The organism is Pseudomonas sp. P9_35 (assembly GCF_034008205.1).
GTDB lineage: Bacteria > Pseudomonadota > Gammaproteobacteria > Pseudomonadales > Pseudomonadaceae > Aquipseudomonas > Aquipseudomonas kilonensis.
The window spans coordinates 253805-271854 of the sequence record NZ_CP125373.1; the positions used below are offsets into that span (position 1 = coordinate 253805).

Annotated in this window: 16 protein-coding genes; 11 read left to right on the forward strand and 5 right to left on the reverse strand. The window is 61.6% G+C overall.

Features of this window, described 5'->3' with window-relative positions:
- Positions 1-48: 48 nt before the first annotated feature.
- Positions 49-978, forward strand: coding sequence for a zinc ABC transporter substrate-binding protein ZnuA (gene znuA, locus QMK47_RS01080; protein ID WP_320389682.1), 930 nt, complete (start codon positions 49-51; stop codon positions 976-978).
- A 134-nt stretch (positions 979-1112) separates the two neighbouring features.
- On the opposite strand, the gene QMK47_RS01085 is transcribed toward znuA, so the two are convergent.
- Both QMK47_RS01085 and QMK47_RS01090 read right to left on the reverse strand, forming a co-directional pair.
- Positions 1113-2063 (reverse strand): homoserine kinase, encoded by a 951-nt coding sequence (locus QMK47_RS01085; protein ID WP_320389683.1) that lies wholly within the window; start codon positions 2061-2063, stop codon positions 1113-1115.
- A 59-nt stretch (positions 2064-2122) separates the two neighbouring features.
- Positions 2123-2410 (reverse strand): DUF2782 domain-containing protein, encoded by a 288-nt coding sequence (locus QMK47_RS01090; RefSeq protein WP_018602771.1) that lies wholly within the window; start codon positions 2408-2410, stop codon positions 2123-2125.
- Between the two features lie 74 nt (positions 2411-2484).
- Between QMK47_RS01090 and polA the strand changes: the two genes are divergently transcribed.
- Positions 2485-5253, forward strand: coding sequence for a DNA polymerase I (gene polA / locus QMK47_RS01095; protein WP_320389684.1), 2769 nt, complete (start codon positions 2485-2487; stop codon positions 5251-5253).
- Between the two features lie 460 nt (positions 5254-5713).
- On the opposite strand, the gene yihA is transcribed toward polA, so the two are convergent.
- Positions 5714-6355 (reverse strand): ribosome biogenesis GTP-binding protein YihA/YsxC, encoded by a 642-nt coding sequence (yihA, locus tag QMK47_RS01100; RefSeq protein WP_003196227.1) that lies wholly within the window; start codon positions 6353-6355, stop codon positions 5714-5716.
- A 191-nt stretch (positions 6356-6546) separates the two neighbouring features.
- Here yihA and QMK47_RS01105 point away from each other — a divergent pair, with 191 nt between their 5' ends.
- From QMK47_RS01105 to QMK47_RS01135, 7 genes are all read left to right on the forward strand, one after another.
- Positions 6547-6837, forward strand: a complete 291-nt coding sequence (locus QMK47_RS01105) for a c-type cytochrome (protein ID WP_003177141.1) — start codon at positions 6547-6549, stop codon at positions 6835-6837.
- Between the two features lie 46 nt (positions 6838-6883).
- Complete coding sequence (locus QMK47_RS01110; protein WP_214511152.1) at positions 6884-7495, forward strand: c-type cytochrome; 612 nt, start codon at positions 6884-6886, stop codon at positions 7493-7495.
- Positions 7496-7693: 198 nt separating this feature from the next.
- Entirely contained in the window at positions 7694-8335 is a 642-nt protein-coding gene (locus QMK47_RS01115) for a thiol:disulfide interchange protein DsbA/DsbL (protein WP_214511153.1), read from the forward strand.
- A 15-nt stretch (positions 8336-8350) separates the two neighbouring features.
- On the forward strand, positions 8351-9229 hold the full coding sequence (locus QMK47_RS01120) for an endonuclease/exonuclease/phosphatase family protein (RefSeq protein ID WP_003196237.1): 879 nt from the start codon (positions 8351-8353) through the stop codon (positions 9227-9229).
- A complete protein-coding gene (locus QMK47_RS01125) occupies positions 9226-11304 on the forward strand; it encodes a diguanylate cyclase (protein ID WP_320389685.1) in 2079 nt (692 codons plus the stop codon). Before QMK47_RS01120 ends, QMK47_RS01125 begins: the two co-directional genes overlap by 4 nt.
- 104 nt (positions 11305-11408) lie before the next feature.
- Entirely contained in the window at positions 11409-12188 is a 780-nt protein-coding gene (locus tag QMK47_RS01130; RefSeq protein WP_320389686.1) for an N-acetylmuramoyl-L-alanine amidase, read from the forward strand.
- A 75-nt stretch (positions 12189-12263) separates the two neighbouring features.
- Positions 12264-13877: an EAL domain-containing protein gene (locus tag QMK47_RS01135; RefSeq protein WP_214511227.1), complete on the forward strand. Its 1614-nt coding sequence runs from the start codon at positions 12264-12266 to the stop codon at positions 13875-13877.
- A 19-nt stretch (positions 13878-13896) separates the two neighbouring features.
- Here QMK47_RS01135 and QMK47_RS01140 read toward each other — a convergent pair whose 3' ends face one another.
- Complete coding sequence (locus QMK47_RS01140) at positions 13897-15687, reverse strand: ATP-binding protein (protein WP_320389687.1); 1791 nt, start codon at positions 15685-15687, stop codon at positions 13897-13899.
- A gap of 10 nt (positions 15688-15697) precedes the next feature.
- Positions 15698-17044: a sigma-54-dependent response regulator transcription factor AlgB gene (algB, locus tag QMK47_RS01145; protein WP_018602742.1), complete on the reverse strand. Its 1347-nt coding sequence runs from the start codon at positions 17042-17044 to the stop codon at positions 15698-15700.
- A gap of 439 nt (positions 17045-17483) precedes the next feature.
- On the opposite strand from algB, the gene QMK47_RS01150 reads away from it, so the two are divergent.
- Together QMK47_RS01150 and QMK47_RS01155 are read left to right on the forward strand one after the other, a co-directional pair.
- A complete protein-coding gene (locus QMK47_RS01150; protein WP_320389688.1) occupies positions 17484-17804 on the forward strand; it encodes a hypothetical protein in 321 nt (106 codons plus the stop codon).
- A gap of 80 nt (positions 17805-17884) precedes the next feature.
- The gene (locus QMK47_RS01155) at positions 17885-18049 is read left to right on the forward strand and encodes a DUF1328 domain-containing protein (protein WP_003177151.1); all 165 of its coding nucleotides are present in this window, start codon (positions 17885-17887) and stop codon (positions 18047-18049) included.
- Position 18050: the final 1 nt, after the last annotated feature.

Sequence of the window (18050 nt, forward strand, 5' to 3'; positions counted from 1 at the left end):
TGAGAGACGTTATTATGTTACCCGTTCTCGCCTCTACGAGTGGTCATCGTGTCCCGATTTTTTTCGCTCTTTGTCGCTTTTGTCGCAAGTTCTCTACTGATTGGCTCGGCCCAGGCCGACGTCAAGGTGCTCACCAGCATCAAGCCGCTGCAACTGATTGCTGCCGCCGTGCAGGACGGCGTGGCCGTGCCAGAGGTGTTGCTGCCGCCAGGGGCTTCGCCGCATCACTATGCGTTGCGGCCATCGGATGTACGCAAGGTGCAGTCGGTGGACCTGCTGTATTGGATCGGCCCCGATATGGAAGGCTTTCTACCGCGCGTGCTCAACGGTCGCACGCTGCCTTCCGTCGCCATCCAGGATTTGCCGGGGCTCAAGTTGCGTCATTTTGCCCAGGACAGCGCGTCCCACGAGGATGATGACCATGACGGCGATGAACACGATCACGACCATCGCCCCGGCACAGTGGATGCCCACCTGTGGCTCTCGCCGCTCAATGCGCGGGTGATCGCCGCCAAGATGGCGGCTGACCTGAGTGCGGCGGATCCGGCCAATGCGGCCCGCTATCAAAGCAACCTCAAGGGCTTCAACCAGCGTCTCGATGCCTTGGACATACGCCTCAAGGCGCGTCTGGCCGGGGTCGCGGGCAAGCCGTATTTCGTCTTCCACGAGGCGTTCGACTATTTCGAAGACAACTACGGCCTCAAGCACGCCGGGGTGTTCGCCGTGGCCGCCGAAGTCCAGCCCGGTGCCCAGCATGTGGCGGCAATGCGCACGCGCTTGCAGGCCGTGGGCAAGACCTGCGTCTTCAGCGAACCGCCCCTGCGCCCGCGCCTGGCCGAAACCCTGGTGGCCGGGCTGCCGGTGAAGCTGGCGGAGCTCGATGCACTGGGCGGCTATACCCCGGCGACGGCGCAGGGGTATGAGCAGTTGCTGGAGAAGTTGGGCAATGATCTGGCGGGGTGCCTGGAGTCGTTGTAACCCCGGCTGCTCTTGTGGCGAGGGAGCTTGCTCCCGCTGGGCCGCGAAGCGACCCTGAAATCTTGCGGTCGCTGCGCAACCGAGCGGGAGCAAGCTCCCTCGCCACAAAAGCCTTCGCGCGCGCTTGCCAGTTGTTACAGGGCGAAAGGCAACACCGTGTGAACCGTCTGCCGCTGCGCCAAGCGCTGCTGGAACTCCGTCGGATCGTGAATCAACACGTCCTGCCCGGCAAAGGATTCAGCGGCGATCAACCGTGACAGCCAGAACCGCACGCACGCCACGCGCAGCATGGTTGGCCATAACTCCGCTTCGGCGGCAGTGAACGGTCGCAGCGCCGCATAGGCGCCCAGCAACGCCCGCGCCCTGGCGCCATCGAGCACGCCGTCGTCGTCCGAGCACCAGTCGTTCAAGGCAATGGCGACGTCATACAGCATCGGCCCGGAGCAGGCGTTGTAGAAGTCGATCAGCCCGGTCAGGTGCGTGCCTTCGAACATCGCATTGTCGCGGAACAGATCGGCATGGATGTTGGCGCGCGGCAGCGCCAGGATGCCGACTTTCTGCAACGAGATCTCATCCAGCGCCGCCTCGAGCAGCCGACGCGGCTCGGCGTCGAGGTGCGAGAGCAGCTTGGCGCCCTCCTCCTGCATCCAGTCCAGGCCGCGATCGGTCTTGCGCTTGATCATGTTGTCGCGGGTTGCCAGATGCAGATGCGCCAGCAACTCGCCGACCTGGGCGCAGTGCTGGGCGTTGGCCTGCTTGATGTGCTTGCCGGCCAGGCGCGGTTGCAGCAGCGCCGGCTTGCCCGCCAGTTCCCGCAGCGCGACGCCGTCGGTGGTGCGCAAGGCGTAAGGCACCGGCAGGTCGGCGTCATGCAGCACGTCCAGCAGTTCGATGAAGAACGGCATTTCCTGCACCGGACCGCGCTCGACCAGGGTCAGGACGAATTCGCCCTGCTCCAGGCTGATAAAGAAATTGGTGTTTTCGCTGCCGGCGGCGATCCCCTGGAAATCAAGCAGGCGGCCAAGCCCATAAGGGGCGAGAAAGGTTTCCAGCTCGGGCCGAGCCAGGGGCGTGAACACAGACATGGTTAAAACTGCCAGTACGGGCGCCCTTCAGCGGGCGCCGGTTGAAGTGCAGAGCGGTACTACCACTCAAAGATTTTCCACGAAGGGATCAGCATATCCGGCTGGTCCGAGCGGATGAAGTTTGCATCGGTACCGTCGGCGCGTACCAGGAAATAAGGCTTGCCATTCTTGGGCGTGACCTTGATCGCGTACAAAAATCCGTTTTGCCGATACTCCTGAATGGTTTTATCTCCTTCGGTCCGGATGGTGACGTCCGGGTCCGCCGAGGGGGCGTCATCCGCCGCCATGACGGCCAACGGGGTGATTGCAAACAAGCCAGCCAGTAACAGGCGATTTAGTGTACGCATGATAACCTTGTCCCTTTGTCGTCAACGGTCCCGCTATTCTAGCCCCGGACCCGCCGAAAAGGTTGATCCTGCTCATGAGCCAAGCCCCCCTCGTCCTGGTGGACGGTTCTTCTTATCTGTACCGCGCCTTTCATGCGCTGCCACCGCTGACCACGTCCAAAGGCCTGCCGACCGGTGCGGTCAAGGGCGTGCTGAACATGCTCAAGAGCCTGCGCAAGCAGTATCCGGACAGCCCGTTTGCCGTGGTCTTCGACGCCAAGGGTGGGACGTTTCGCGATGAGCTGTACGCCGAATACAAGGCCAACCGCCCGAGCATGCCCGACGACATGCGCGTGCAGATCGAGCCGTTGCACGCCAGCGTCAAGGCCCTGGGCTTCCCGCTGCTGTGCGTGGACAACGTCGAGGCCGATGACGTGATCGGCACCCTGGCCCGCAGCAGCGCGGCGGCCGACCGTCCGGTGGTGATCTCCACCGGCGACAAAGACATGGCGCAATTGGTCGATGGGCACATTACCTTGGTCAATACCATGACCGGTAGCGCCCTGGACGTGGCTGGCGTGAAGGAGAAGTTTGGCGTCGCTCCCGAGCAGATCATCGATTACCTGGCGTTGATGGGCGATTCGTCCGACAACATCCCGGGCGTCCCGGGTATCGGACCGAAGACTGCTTCCGGCCTGCTGGTGGGCGTCAATGGCGGCCTGACCGAGCTGTATGCGCAACTGGACATCGTCGCCACCTTGCCGATCCGTGGCGCCAAGACCCTGGCCGCCAAGCTCGAAGAGCACAAGGAAATGGCGTTGCTTTCCTACGAGCTGGCGACCATCAAGACCGACGTACCGCTGGATGTCGGCCTCGACGACCTGCAAATGGGCCAACCGGATCACGAGAAGCTCGCCGAGCTGTACACGCTGTTGGAATTCAAGAGCTGGTTCGAAGACAACCAGCGGGACGCCAAGCGTGCCGGCCAGGAGATCGTCGAAGTTGCCGAAGAACAGCCCGGCGCTGCCGAGGCCAAGTACGAGGTCATCCTCGATCAGGCGCGCTTCGACGCGTGGCTGGCCAAGCTGGACAAGGCGCCGTTGTTTGCCTTCGTCACCGAAACCAATGGCGGCGATGCCCAGCATTCGCAACTCGTCGGCTTGTCGTTCGCCGTGGCCCCTTTCGAGGCGGCCTACATCCCGCTGACCCACTCCTACATGGGCGTGCCGGAGCAACTGGACCGCGACATGGTGCTCAAGGCACTCAAGCCGCTGCTGGAAAACCCGAACAAGCTCAAGGTCGGCCAGCACGCCAAGTTCGAAACCAACATCCTGGCCAACTGCGCCATTGGTGGCGATCAGAACAACGGCATCCTGGTCCAGGGCATCGCCTTCGACACCATGCTTGAGTCCTACGTGCTGGACTCCACCGCGACCCGCCACGACATGGACAGCCTGGCGCTCAAGTACCTGGGCCAGAGCAAGACCGATTTCCAGGACATCGCGGGCAAAGGGGTCAAGCAACTGACCTTCGACCAGATCTCCCTGGAACTGGCCGGCCCCTACGCCGCCGAAGACGCCGACGTGACCTTCCGCCTGCATCAGGCACTGCAGGAAAAACTGGCCGCCACGCCAAGCCTGGGCACGGTGCTCAACGACATCGAAATGCCGCTGATGCCGGTCCTGGCGCGCATCGAGCGCCAAGGGGCGTTGGTCGATGCCAACCTGCTGGGCGTACAAAGTGTCGAGTTGGGCGAGAAACTGGTGGCGCTGGAGCGTGAGGCGTTTGCCATCGCCGGCGAGGAATTCAACCTGGGCTCGCCGAAGCAATTGGGCGTGATCTTGTACGAAAAGCTCGGCTTGCCGGTGCTCAGCAAAACCGCCAAGGGCCAGGCGTCTACCGCCGAAGCAGTGCTCGCCGAGCTGGCAGAGCAGGATTACCCGCTGCCCAAGGTGCTGATGCAGTACCGCTCGCTGAGCAAGCTCAAGAGCACCTACACCGATCGCCTGCCGGAACAGATCAACAGCCGCACGGGCCGCGTCCATACCAATTATCAACAGGCCGTCGCCGCGACCGGGCGCCTGTCGTCCATCGACCCGAACCTGCAGAACATTCCGATCCGCACGGCCGAAGGCCGACGCATCCGCCAGGCGTTTGTCGCGCCGAAAGGCTACAAGCTGCTGGCGGCGGACTACTCGCAGATCGAACTGCGGATCATGGCGCACCTGGCCAAGGACGAAGGCTTGCTCTATGCGTTTCGCCACAACCTGGATGTGCACCGGGCCACTGCTGCCGAGGTTTTCGGCGTCGAGCTGGAGGCCGTCACCCAGGACCAGCGCCGCAGCGCCAAGGCGATCAACTTCGGTTTGATCTATGGCATGAGCGCGTTCGGCCTGGCCAAGCAGATCGGCGTCGATCGCAAGCAGTCCCAGGCTTACATCGACCGCTACTTCGCCCGCTACCCGGGTGTGCTGGCGTACATGGAGCGCACCCGCGCCCAGGCGGCCGAGCAAGGTTTTGTCGAAACCATTTTCGGTCGCCGGCTGTACCTGCCGGACATCAACGCGAAAAACCCGGCCCTGCGCAAAGGTGCCGAGCGCACCGCCATCAACGCGCCGATGCAGGGCACGGCGGCTGACATCATCAAGAAAGCCATGGTGGCTGTGGATCGCTGGCTGACGACGTCCGGGCTGGATGCGAAGGTCATCCTGCAGGTACACGACGAACTGGTGCTGGAAGTGCGTGAAGACCTGGTCGATCAAGTCCGTGAGGAAATCCGCCAGCACATGAGCGCCGCCGCCAAGCTGGACGTGCCGCTGCTGGTGGAAGTGGGCGTGGGTAATAACTGGGACGAGGCGCACTGATCCTTTCGTCCTGAGGCTTCGGGCCTTTGTGGCGAGGGAGCTTGCTCCCGCTGGCCTGCGCCCTGTAGGAGCTGCCGAAGGCTGCGATCTTTTGATCTTGATCCTTCACTTGAGATTCAAGCGTCAGGGGAAAGATCGCAGCCTCGTTGCACTCGACAGCTCCTACGGGGTCGCTTTGAGCCTCAGCAGGAGCAAGCGTCCTCACCACATCGACTCACCGAAAACCCAGGCGCAGCCTCATTAGCTCTGAAGATTCCTACGGTTATTTCCAAAAATAATCTGAACTAAACCCGTGAATCGCCACTCAGAGATTTTGAATGGCTGGTGAAGCCCTTCAATGCTCCTATGTTGTGTTAAGTGTTGGCAGATATCTGGACCCCGCCCTAGCGGTCCGGAACTTGGACCCCGAACTTCCCCCTCCCCATAAGAAGTCCGGGGTTTTTTTTGCCTGCGATTTGGCTTATTCGGCCTCTTCGCTGCCCTTGTCCGCCAATTCCATCCAGTCGGCCAGCACCGTGTAGGCTTCTTCCAGGCCCATGCGCTTGGGCGCCGAGAACAGCTGGATGGTGATCGCGTCACCCCAGCCCTTGCGAATTTCCGACTGCACTTTGAGCAAGGTATTTTTCGCCGCGCCGTAGGTGAGCTTGTCAGCCTTGGTCAACAGGATGTGCATCGGCATACCGCTGGCGACCGCCCAATCAAGCATCAACAGGTCGAAGTCGGTCATCGGATGGCGAATGTCCATCATCAGGATCAGGCCTTTCAAACTCTCGCGGCTGCCCAGGTAGGCTTCCAGGTGACGCTGCCAGTGTTGCTTGAGCGGGATCGGTACCTTGGCGTAGCCGTAGCCGGGCAGGTCGACCAAACGCCGTTCATCGTCTAGCTTGAAGAAGTTCAAGAGCTGCGTGCGACCCGGGGTTTTCGAGGTGCGTGCCAGGCTCGCATGGGTCAAGGTGTTCAGTGCGCTGGATTTGCCGGCATTGGAACGCCCGGCAAAAGCCACTTCGAAGCCTTCGTCGTCTGGGCATTGATCGACTTTGGCGGCGCTGAGCATGAAGGTGGACTGTTGGCACAGGCCGAGGATGGGGTTCTTCAGTTGCATGGGATTTCCGATGTGGGCGGCGTCGGGAATGGACGCGGCAAGCTGTGTCGTTTCCGTTTCAGTGACGCCAGTATATAATGCCGCAGATTTTGTGTGCGCTTTGTCCCAGCGTAGGATGAAGTTCACGGGAGCGACCGACCGAAATTGCGCGTTAGAACGCAGCTCGTTCCCAACCCTGAAAAGGTCGTTTTATGACGAAATGGCTGCTAGCTGCCGGTGTCTTGATGCCGCTTTACAGCGCTCAGGCTACACAGGATCCGGAAGCTGTGTACAACCGTGTTTGTGGTGCCTGTCATTCCGGCCAACTCCCCACGGCGCCCCGCAAGGGCGATCAGGAAGCTTGGACGCCGAGGTTGGCGAAAGGTATGGAGACGCTGGTGCAACACGTGACCCAGGGTTTCAAGGCGATGCCGCCGCGTGGTTTGTGCATGGACTGCAGTGCCGAGGATTACCGAGCCATCATCCAGTGGATGAGCGAGTGAACCCGGTCCATAACTCTTTAACCCTTAGCCGTAGTTGGATTAGCTGATGAACAAACTGATCGTGAGTCTGCTGTTGACCTTGGGGATATCCGGCGTAGCCCACGCCGCTGGCAATGCCACTGCCGGTCAGGCGAAGGCGGCCGTATGCGGAGCCTGCCACGGCCCGGATGGCAATAGCATGGCGCCCAACTTTCCGAAACTGGCGGGCCAGGGCGAACGTTACCTGACCAAGCAACTGCACGACATCAAGTCCGGCAAGCGCACGGTGCTGGAAATGACCGGCCTGCTGACCAACCTGAGCGATCAGGACCTGGAGGACATCGCGGCATATTTCGCCAGCCAGAAGGGCAGCGTCGGCGCCGCCGATCCGAAGCTCGTGGCCCGTGGTGAAGCGCTCTTTCGCGGTGGCAACCTGGACAAAGGGCTTCCAGCCTGCACCGGCTGCCACTCGCCTGACGGCAAAGGCAACGCCGCAGCCGGCTTCCCACACTTGGGCGGCCAGCATGCCCAGTACGTGGGCAAGCAGCTGACCGACTTCCGCAAAGAAGACGGTGGCCGGACCAACGACGGCGATACCAAGCCGATGCAGAGCATTGCGAAGAAGCTGAGCGACGAAGATATCGCCGCGGTATCCAGCTACATCCAGGGCCTGCACTGAGGCCTTTGGCTGGCGTTGCAAGGGGCGTACATCCCTTGCAACGTTAACGCTCGATTAATCTGTCGATGCGAGCATCAAAAGGGTGGCTTTGGCCGCCCTTTTTTGTGGCCGCTGCCGTTACACTAGAGAACTTGAACCCGCCACGGCCTGTCTTAGAAACAGGCCTCGCGAGGCCCCCTCATTGTCCAGGAGTAAAGCATGCGTAATCTGATCATCAGCGCCGCGCTCGTCGCCGCCAGCCTGTTCGGCGTCACTGCCCAAGCGGCTGAAAAGCCAGCCGCACCTTATGTCGAATTGACCAACCCCGTTCCGGTGGCGGCGCCTGGTAAGATCGAAGTCGTGGAGCTGTTCTGGTACGGCTGCCCGCATTGCTACGCTTTTGAACCGGTTATCAACCCATGGGTCGAGAAACTGCCTTCGGACGTTAACTTCGTGCGCATTCCCGCCATGTTCGGCGGCCCATGGGACGCCCACGGCCAGATGTTCCTGACCCTCGAAGCCATGGGCGTCGAGCACCAGGTTCACGCCGCGGTATTCAACGCGATCCAGAAAGAAGGCAAGAAGCTGGTCAAGAAAGAAGAGATGGCCGATTTCCTCGCCACCCAGGGCGTCGACAAGGACAAGTTCCTCGCCACGTTCGACTCCTTTGCCATCCAGGGCCAGATCAAGAAGGCCCGCGAGCTGGCGAAGAAATACGAAATCACGGGCGTACCGACCATGATCGTCAACGGCAAATACCGCTTTGACATCGGCTCCGCCGGTGGCGCAAATGAAGCCCTGCAACTGGCCGACCAGCTGATCGCCAAAGAGCGAGCGGCCACCAAGGCTGCTGCCAACTAAGCGCGGCCCACGCCCATGGCCCGCTGGAGCACCGAACGCATCGTTGGCCTGCATGAACCGCGGGTCAACGAGCATCATGTCATGTCCACGGGCCTGCCTGGCGACAGCCGCTTGCGGCTGCTCAGCTTCAATATCCAGGTGGGCATCAGCACCGAGCGCTACCGGCATTACCTGACTCGCGGCTGGCAACATTTGCTGCCGCACACCGGGCGTGCCGGTAACCTGCAGAAAATCGGCGACCTGCTCAAGGACTTCGACCTGGTGGCCCTGCAAGAAGCCGACGGCGGAAGCTTGCGCTCAGGCTACGTCAACCAGGTGGAACACCTGGCCCAATTGGGCGCCTTTCCCTACTGGTATCAGCAACTCAATCGCAACCTCGGCCGTCTCGGCCAGCACAGCAATGGTGTGTTGAGTCGCTTGCGCCCGTGGGCGATCGAAGACCATCCGTTGCCGGGACCCAAGGGTCGCGGGGCGATCCTCGCGCGTTTCGGCGAAGGTCCCGAGGCGCTGGTCGTGGTCATGATGCACCTGGCGCTCGGGGCGCGTACCCGGACGATGCAGCTGGCGTACATTCGCGAGTTGATCGGTGGCTACAAGCACCAGGTGCTGATGGGCGACATGAACACCCATGCCACCGATTTGCTGCAGACTTCGCCCCTGCGCGATCTCGGTCTGCTTGCGCCACAACTGGAAGCGACATTCCCCAGCTGGCGCCCCCAGCGCTGCCTGGACCATATTCTGTTGAGCCCGACCCTGACCCTCGAACGCGTCGAGGTGCTGGCCCAACCCATTTCCGATCACCTGCCGGTCGCGGTAGAAATTCGTTTGCCTGGTTCGCTCACGGCCGATGCATTCCCCGCGCTGAGTCCTGCCCCTCGCGGATCCGATGAATGAGCGACGACGCCGAACGCTGGAGAGAGAAGTACCTCAAGAGTATCGAACAGCAGGAAAAGCTTGAGCGCCGTTGGGAGGCTCGGCTCGACTTGCTGCGTCGTGGCCTGGTGCGCAGCACCCTGGCCGCTGAGGGCACTGACAGGGCTGTCGATCAATGCATGAAAGAGATGCGCGATGTGGTGCGCACCGATGACATGGATGCCGGCCTCGCCGCCCTGCTGCCGCGCCTGGAGAAAGCCGTACTCGATTCCGAGCAGCGCCGCGAGACCCGGGTCGAGCAGACGAGCGCCGCGTTGGCCGCCCTGGTTGCCCAGTTGCAGAGCCTGCCGCTGCCCAAGGAAGTCAGTCGGCCGCTGAAGAAGTTTGCCAAGCAACTGGAGGATCGGGCCGGCCAGGCTCGGGAGATTCCGCTGCTGCTCAGCGAATTGAGCGGCTTGCAAGGCAAGGCACTCAATGCCCTGGATGCCCCTGTCGAACCGAGTCGCCCCGGCCTGCTGCAACGGCTGTTTGGTGGCCAAGGCCATGAGGACGTGGCGCCCCAGCCCCACGAGCCTACCCAGGCCAGCGTGGCACCTGCGTCGGAAATGGCCCTGCCCGTAGCCGTGGCGCCGGCAACGGCCGCAGAATCCGTCGCACCAGCACCAGCACCAGCACCAGCACCAGCACCAGCACCGCAGCCCTCGGTGGCGGAGCAAGCGCCAGCGTTGGAGACGACGCCTGAACCGGTTGCCCTGACTGCGCCGCAGCTCGAGATCGCTCCAGCGCCCGCTCCAACACCTGCAGCCGAATTGGCTCAGCCCGCCATTGAGCCGGACGACCAAGCAACCGAGCCCGCGCCGCTGCCGACGCCGGTCGCCGAAGAACCCCCGGTTGTGGCGCCCGCACTCGAGAATCCCGACGAGCTGATGCCCGAGGAGCCTAGCCAGGCCCTGCCCGCCCCCTCGCTGCCGACTGCGGAGCTCGACGAGCCTCTGGAAGGCGCCGATGTGGCTGACGCCCAGTACGCCCTGCCCGACTCGCCGGAGCCGTCCTACAGCTCGGTCGCCAAGCATATCGAAGACACGCTGTTGGGCCTCTTGGGCGACCTGACCTTGCCCGAGCGTCATCGACCCCAAGCCGAAGCCATGTGTGAGCGTCTGCGCAATGGCTTGAACTGGTATGAATTGCTGCCGATCCTCGATGATCTGGCCGTGCTGATGCTGGCCATCACGGACACCGGCCAGCATGAATTCGAAGCGTACCTGCAGCGCCTCAACGATCGGCTCGAGTCATTCCAGAGCAGCCTGCAGGCCGCCAGTGAAGACCACGCCGAAAACCTGTCGGCCTCCAGGGAAATGGACACCCAGATTCGTGAGCAGGTGGACGGCCTGCAAAGCAGCGTGAAGGAAGCCGATGACCTGGAAGGCCTCAAGCAGGTGCTCGAGAATCACCTCGAAGGCTTGCTCGGGACGATGGACCACCACCGCCAGCAACGTGATCAACGCGAGCAGGAGGTCTCGGTTCGCCTGAAAAGCCTGGCCGATCGCGTCGCGCTGATGGAGCAGGATGCCCAGGTCGTGCGGGAGAATCTCGAGGAGCAGCGGCAAAAAGCCCTGATCGATCCGCTCACCGGGCTGCCCAACCGCGCCGCCTGGTCCGAGCGCCTGGAGCATGAAGTCGCCCAGTGGCAACAACACGGCAACAGCTTGCTGCTGGCCATGCTCGATCTCGATCATTTCAAGCGCATCAATGACAACTATGGCCATCTGGCCGGTGACCGGGTGTTGAAACTCATTGCCTCGGTCCTGCGTAAACGCCTGCGTGGCGGCGATTTCATTGCGCGTTTTGGTGGCGAGGAGTTTGTGCTGCTGGTGCCCAATACCTCCCTGGCGGCCGGCGCCAAGCTGGCCGAGGCGCTGCGCCTGGCCATCGAAGCCTGTCCGTTTCATTTCAAGGGCGAGCCGGTGACGGTGACGGTATCCATTGGCCTGACCGCCTTCAAACCTGGCGAACACAGCGACTTGGTGCTTAAAAGAGCCGATAAGGCGCTTTATCGGGCAAAAAATTCCGGGCGCAACCATGTGGAATTGGGCTAGGGGCCTAATTGTTCCAATTTGTTTAATATCGCCGCGCGCACCGGATCATCGCGAGGCGATACGTTACACTGTTGCATTACTCCCAGTGCGTATTGCCTTCCGCCATGAAATATTTCTCGCTCATTGTTTCTTTATTTATCTTGGCCGGCTGCGCCAGCGGCCCGCGGCTCGACACCAGTCATCCTTCCGTCAACCATGACAACCGTATCCAATTCGTGGTGGTGCATTACACCTCGGCCTCCCTGGAGCGCTCACTGGCCCTGCTGACCCACGGCGAAGTCAGTTCCCATTACCTGATCGGCGACGATAAAGGCGCCACCATCTACAAACTGGTGGATGAAAGCCGACGCGCCTGGCACGCCGGGGAAAGTGAATGGGAAGGCCGGACCTGGCTCAACTCCAGTTCCATTGGCATCGAAATCGTCAATCCGGGTTTTGTCGACACGCCCACCGGCCGCCTCTGGTATCCCTACAGCGAAGCCCAGGTCCAGGCCTTGATCGTATTGCTCAAGGACATCATCCAGCGCAACGGCATCAACCCGCGCAGCATCATCGGCCACAGCGACATCGCGCCCCTGCGCAAGCTCGACCCAGGCCCGCTGTTCCCTTGGAAGCGCCTGGCGCAAGCTGGTTTAGGAGTCTGGCCAGACGAACAGGCCGTCGCCCGCCAGCAGGCCGTCTTCGCGCCGCAGCTGCCGCCTGCCAGTTGGTTCCAGGCCGAGCTGGCCCGCCTGGGCTACCCGACGCCGCAGACCGGCGAGTGGGACGTGGCCACCCACCATGTGCTGGCCGCCTTCCAGATGCACTACCGACCGACTCGCTTCGATGGCATGCCGGATGCGCAAAGCGCGGCGATCCTGCAGGTGCTCAACCAGACAAAATAATGACGCCCGTCCGACGAATCGGGCCAAATCCAAATCAGAAGCTATAACTCATTGGTAACTTTCGGATTACCCATGATGACGGCTGCCCGCGAAACTCTACATAGCTGGCTCCATCGCCCCGTTTTCCTGGCGCTGGTGGCAACTGCCCTAAGTACCGTCCTGTTGCTGGCGGGGAGTCTGCTCGTGGTCGTGCAGCAGATCCAGCAGCGCGAAAGCGACCAGATGAACGCCCAGGGCGAACGCTTCCTGCAGCGCCTGGAACAGCTTTTCGGGCAGCTGCGTGAAAGCCTCGACGACCTGCAAAACCAGCCGTTGCGCGGATGCAACGACGACATGATCGCCACATTGCGGCAGGTCAGCTTCAACTACCGTTTTGTCTACGAGGCGGCGTATATCGATGGCAGCGGCGTCTGCTCCAATCGTCCACGCCAGGGCGGCTTGTCAGTGACCCGCCCGCCCGACATCCGCGGGCCGACCTACAATTACTGGCTCAACACCACCACAGAGCCCGACGAAGACCGCGCCGCATTGATGCTGGGCCGCGGCAACTTTCGGGTGGCCACGTCCCGCGGGCATTTGACCGATGTGGTCGATTTACCACCGGGCAGCAGCCTGCTGGTCGTCCTGGATAACGGTAAACGGGCCATTCCCGTGCTCGGGACGGACCAACACTGGCCGCCGGTCGAGCCTTGGCCACCGAAAAGCCACAATGCCTTGCAAGTGACGCAGAATCGGTTGATCTATCGAATGCCGACCGATAGCCCGGTCTATCAACTGGTGCTGATCGCCCAGCGCAACGGTTTCAAGGTTCCGGCCAATGCCTGGTGGATGCTGCCCATCAGCCTGATGCTGGGCCTGGGGATTGGTTTCCAGGTGTTTCTGCTGGCGCGTCAGCGCCAGTCCATGGACGCCGAACTGCACGGGGCCATCCGGCGTGGTGAATTGCAGGTGCTTTACCAGCCGATTTTCGACCTGAGCAGCCGCAACTGTGTCGGGGCGGAGGCCTTGCTGCGCTGGCGACGACCGGACGGCACCCTGACCAGCCCGGACCTGTTTATCCCGATGGCCGAGAACACCGGGCAGATCCGCCAGATCACCGATTTCGTGCTGCAGCGGCTGTTCGATCAATTGGGCCAAGTGTTGCGGGCCAATCCGCAGCTGTATATCTCGGTGAATCTGGCGGCCTGCGATGTGATGGTGCCGCGTATTGGCGAAGTGATCGCCCGCCTGCTGGCGTTGCATCGTGTGTCGGCGCACCAGATTGCCTTCGAAGTGACCGAGCGTGGGTTGGTCGATGTGTTGGTCGCCCGGGATAACCTGCAATCGCTGCGCGACGTCGGGCACCAGGTGTTGATCGACGATTTCGGCACCGGTTATTGCAGCCTGGCCTACCTGCAAACCCTGCCGGTGGACTGCTTGAAAATCGACAAGGCCTTCATCGACGCCTTGGGCCACGATGCCGCCAGCAGCGGCGTGGCCCCGCATATCATTCGCATGGCCCATGCGCTGGAACTCAAGGTGATCGCCGAAGGCATCGAGCATGAAGCCCAGGCTTCCTATTTGAGCAGCGAAGGGGTGAAGTTCGGCCAGGGTTGGCTGTTCGCCCATGCCCTCAGCGCGGTGCAGCTCATTGAACTGATTACCCGTGGCCGGCGCCTGCGTGGCCGGCGCCTCGATGACGAAGCCTGAGTCTCCTCAGGCCATGAGCTCAGACCGCCAGCGCCATGTAGAACTGCGTGCCCTGCCCCGGCCTTGAATAAACGCCCATGCGCCCGCCGTGGAGCTGGACGATCTCCTTGCACAGCGCCAGGCCGAGGCCGGCACCACCCTTCTTGCGTCCGACCTGGACGAAAGGTTCGAAGATCCGTCCCTGCTGGCCGTAGGCAATGCCTTCACCGTTGTCTTCGACGCTGATGATCACCCGCTCGCCATGGCGCCGGGCCTGCAGGCGAATCTGGCCGTTTTCGCCGGTGTGACGCATGGCGTTGTCGATCAGGTTATCGAGCACGCGATCCAGTTGCGCAGCATCGGCATGCAGGCGCGGGAGCGGGCCCTGGATCGCCACGAGCAGCTCGATACCCTTGGTTTGGGCCTGCTCGGAAAACCGCAGCCGGGCCGCTTCCAGTAGATCGTCGATGGAACAAGGCGCCAAGGTCAGCTTCTGCAGGCCGTTCTGGTAGCGAGAGAAGTTCAGCAGGTCATTGATGAGCTGCATCAGTCGCTGCATTTCTTCCGTGACGGTGTTGAGCAGGTCGGCTTCGCGCGACTTTTCTGAAAAATGCAGGCGCTCCTGTAACAGGCCGAAGGCCATGTGCATGCCCGTCACGGGCGTGCGCAGCTCATGGGAGGCACGCAAGACGAACTCGCTGCGCACCCGTTCGAAGGCGCGTTGTTCGGTGACGTCATGCAGCACCATGACCGCGCCGAGAATGTGGCCCTGGGTATGGCTGACCGGGGTGAGGCTGTAGGTGAGCACCCGCGACTCGCCATCCACTTCGATGCTCAGGTCTTCCGGCGCGCGCTCCAGGCTTCCACCGCGCAGGACCAGGTGCAATTCTTCATCCAGTTCAAGGCGTCCCAGCGCCTCGCCCAGTCCTTGGCCAAGGCGTTCCTCATCCCAGCCCAATTGACGCTGGGCCACCGGGTTGAGGTGCTCCAGCTGGCCTTGGCGGTCGATCATCAGCAAGCCGTCGTCGATGCTGTCGAGCACCGCTTGCAAACGTTGCTGGCCGGCGAGCAGCTCATCGACGTTGGTGGCCTGATGCTCACGCAGCGCCTCGGCCATGACCCCGAAACGACGGGTCAGGAGATTCAACTCAGCGGCCGAGGAAACGGGTAGCGTGACCTCGAAATTGCCTTGGCCGATGTCGTCCGCCGCTGCGGCCAGTGCCTCGATCGGCACGCCGAAACGCCGGGCAATGCCATGGGCCGTGATAAACCCGATGATCAGCACCGCAAACCCCACCAACCCCAGCAGTCCGGAAATCCACATCGCGCGTTCACGGGCGCGGTCCTGGGTTTCACTGATGTTGGTCAGGGCCTGGCGATAGCCCTCGATCAGTCCATTGCGCAGCACGTTGAATTTTTCGGTGAGGTCCTTGAGGTTCGTGAGCTGGCTCGGCTGCTGGCGAGATGCAGTGAAGGCTTCAAAAAACTCAATGTAATCGGTCTTGGCCCTGCTGAAGCTGACTGCCGCTTCGTCCAGCCCCTGTTCGTGGGCGATGCCCTCGTCGATCAGCGCCAGGTATTGCTGCTTGGAGGCCTCCAGCGCCGCCAGGTCGGGCTTGTCGTCGAGCATGATCATCAACTGATCGCCGAGGGTCTGGCGCAGCTTGAGGCCCAGGTCCAGCAGGATGAAGTTGTCGCGTACCGATTGCTCCTGGGTATTGGCCATTTGCATCACGCTGACCAGGCCAAGCACCAATCCCAGCAAGGCCACGGTGATCAGGGCCGAGATGCTGAGAAACAGTCGTGTGCGCAGCTTCATCGCCAGTTTCATAAGGTGTCGCTCACAGGTTGTACTGCTTGCGTTTGCGGTACAGCGTGGAGGCATCGATACCCAGGGTCTTGGCCGCCTGGTCGAGGGTGTCGGCCGTGGCCAGCACCGCGCCGATGTGGGCTTTTTCCAATTCGTCGAGGCTCAGTGCGGCGCCGATGCGTGGCGCATTGTTGACCGGTTGCTCGGCCATGCCCAAGTGACTGATTTCGACTTTTTCCTGAGGGCAGATGATGCTGGCGCGCTCGACCACGTTGCGCAGTTCCCGGATGTTGCCCGGCCAGCGATAGCCTAGCAGCGCTTCGCGGGCTTCGTCGCTGAAGCCCCGGGCCGGACGCGCGTATTCCTTGACGAAGCGAGCCAGGAAGCGGTCGGCCAGGGTCAGGATGTCTTCGGCGCGCTCTCGCAATGGCGGCAGGTGCAGGGTGATGACGTTCAGGCGATACAGCAGGTCTTCGCGAAAGCGTCCGTCGCGCACCATGTCTTCGAGGTTGAGGTTGGTCGCGGCGAGAATCCGCACGTCGGCGCGACGGGTGACTGGGTCCCCTACCCGTTCATATTCCTTGTCCTGGATGAAACGCAATAACTTTGGCTGTAACGTCAGGGGAAAATCGCCGATCTCGTCGAGAAACAGCGTACCGCCGTCGGCCTGGTTGACCCGACCCAAGGTACTCTCGCTGGCGCCGGTGAAAGCCCCACGGCTATGGCCGAACAATTCGCTTTCCATCAGTTCAGCGGTCAGCGACGGGCAATTGATGGTGACGCAGGATTTTTTCGCCCGCTTGCTCCAGGCATGGATCGCGCGGGCCAACTCGCCTTTACCGGTGCCGGACTCGCCGAGGATCAGGATGTTGGCATCGGTGCTGGCGACCTGGCGCGCGGTTTCCAGGACGACTTTCATTGCCGGGCTGTGGGAGTCGAGGCCGTCCTTGGGTTTGCGCACTTCCCCTTCAAGGGCTTCGAGCCTGGCCGACAGCTGGCGTACTTCCAATTGCTTGGCGGTCGCCAGGCGCAATTGATCGGGGCTGCACGGTTTGACCAGATAGTCGGCCGCCCCGGCCTGGATCGCATCGACCGCGGTATCGACTGCCGAGTGGGCGGTGACGATGACCACGCGCATCCAGGGTGCCTGGATCCGCATTTGTGCCAGGACATCCAGGCCGTTGTCCTCCCCCAGGCGCAGGTCGAGGAAACACAGGTCGAACACCTGGCGTTGCAGCAGTGCGTCGGCCTGGGCGGCGCTGTTGGCGGTGGCGACGCTATAGCCTTCGTCTTCCAGGCAGTATCGGAACGTACGCAGGATGGCGGACTCGTCGTCTACCAGCAGAATGCGGCCTTGGTGCTCAGTGGCGGATTCCATTTTTCCTACGCTCCTTTAATGAATGATGTTGGTTAGTGTCAGAAAAATCGGGCAAGTTGCATGGTCGATTCTGAGGGGATATTACTCACCGAGAATGACCCTGTGGACGTGTGACTCCTAAAAGCCTGATTTGAGTTCCTTTTTTTATGATTCGTCCGGTTCGGACGGTTCACATCGCTCATTCCGACAGCTGTGTCTGACAGCCAATTCAAAAACAATCTAACGTCTTTTCCTCCTGATTCGTGCAATACGCACGACCGGCGCCTGCGCCATCGTGCAGGATGCGCTCCCGGCACGTTGCATTTATTTATTAACTTATTGATTTTAAAGGTGTTTACCCAACAAAAAATCCTGGCACGGCGACTGCAATGCTCTGATCAACGTGGCGTTAGTGCGCCTCAACCAGATCACCGCACCTCGGGTGGGGAGGAATTCCAGGATGAATCGTCAAAGTGTCGCTCAATTCGGCCCCGCCCACTTTAAAAGTGCCGCCCAATTGCGCCTCTCGTCCCTGCACGTCCAGCAGGGCGCATGGGCTGCCTTGGCGCTGCTGGTCACCCTCGTAACGGGCCAGCAATGGTTGTTCTGGCAGGAAAGCCAACAGCCCGAGGCGCCGCAGGTGTCGATTCACCGTGCCCCACAAACCCATTTCAGCGCCGTCAGCAGCCTTGAAGAAGCGTCCGCTCCAATGCGCATGATGGATGTCGACCAGACCCAGCCATTGAGCGCCATGCCGCGTGAAGAGCGCTGGGTGTTTTAACCCGATGAACCGGTCGTCCATTGCGCCGGAACCATCACCGCAAGACCTTCACTAAATAGAAAAGCGTAAGGAGAATCATCATGTTGAGCTGGGCAATTACCTTCCTGATCATTGCCATCATCGCCGCCGTACTGGGCTTCGGTGGTATCGCAGGCACCGCCACGGGCATCGCCAAGATTCTCTTTGTCGTGTTCCTGGTGATGTTCATTGCTTCCTTCTTCTTTGGCCGTCGTGGCCGAGGCTGAC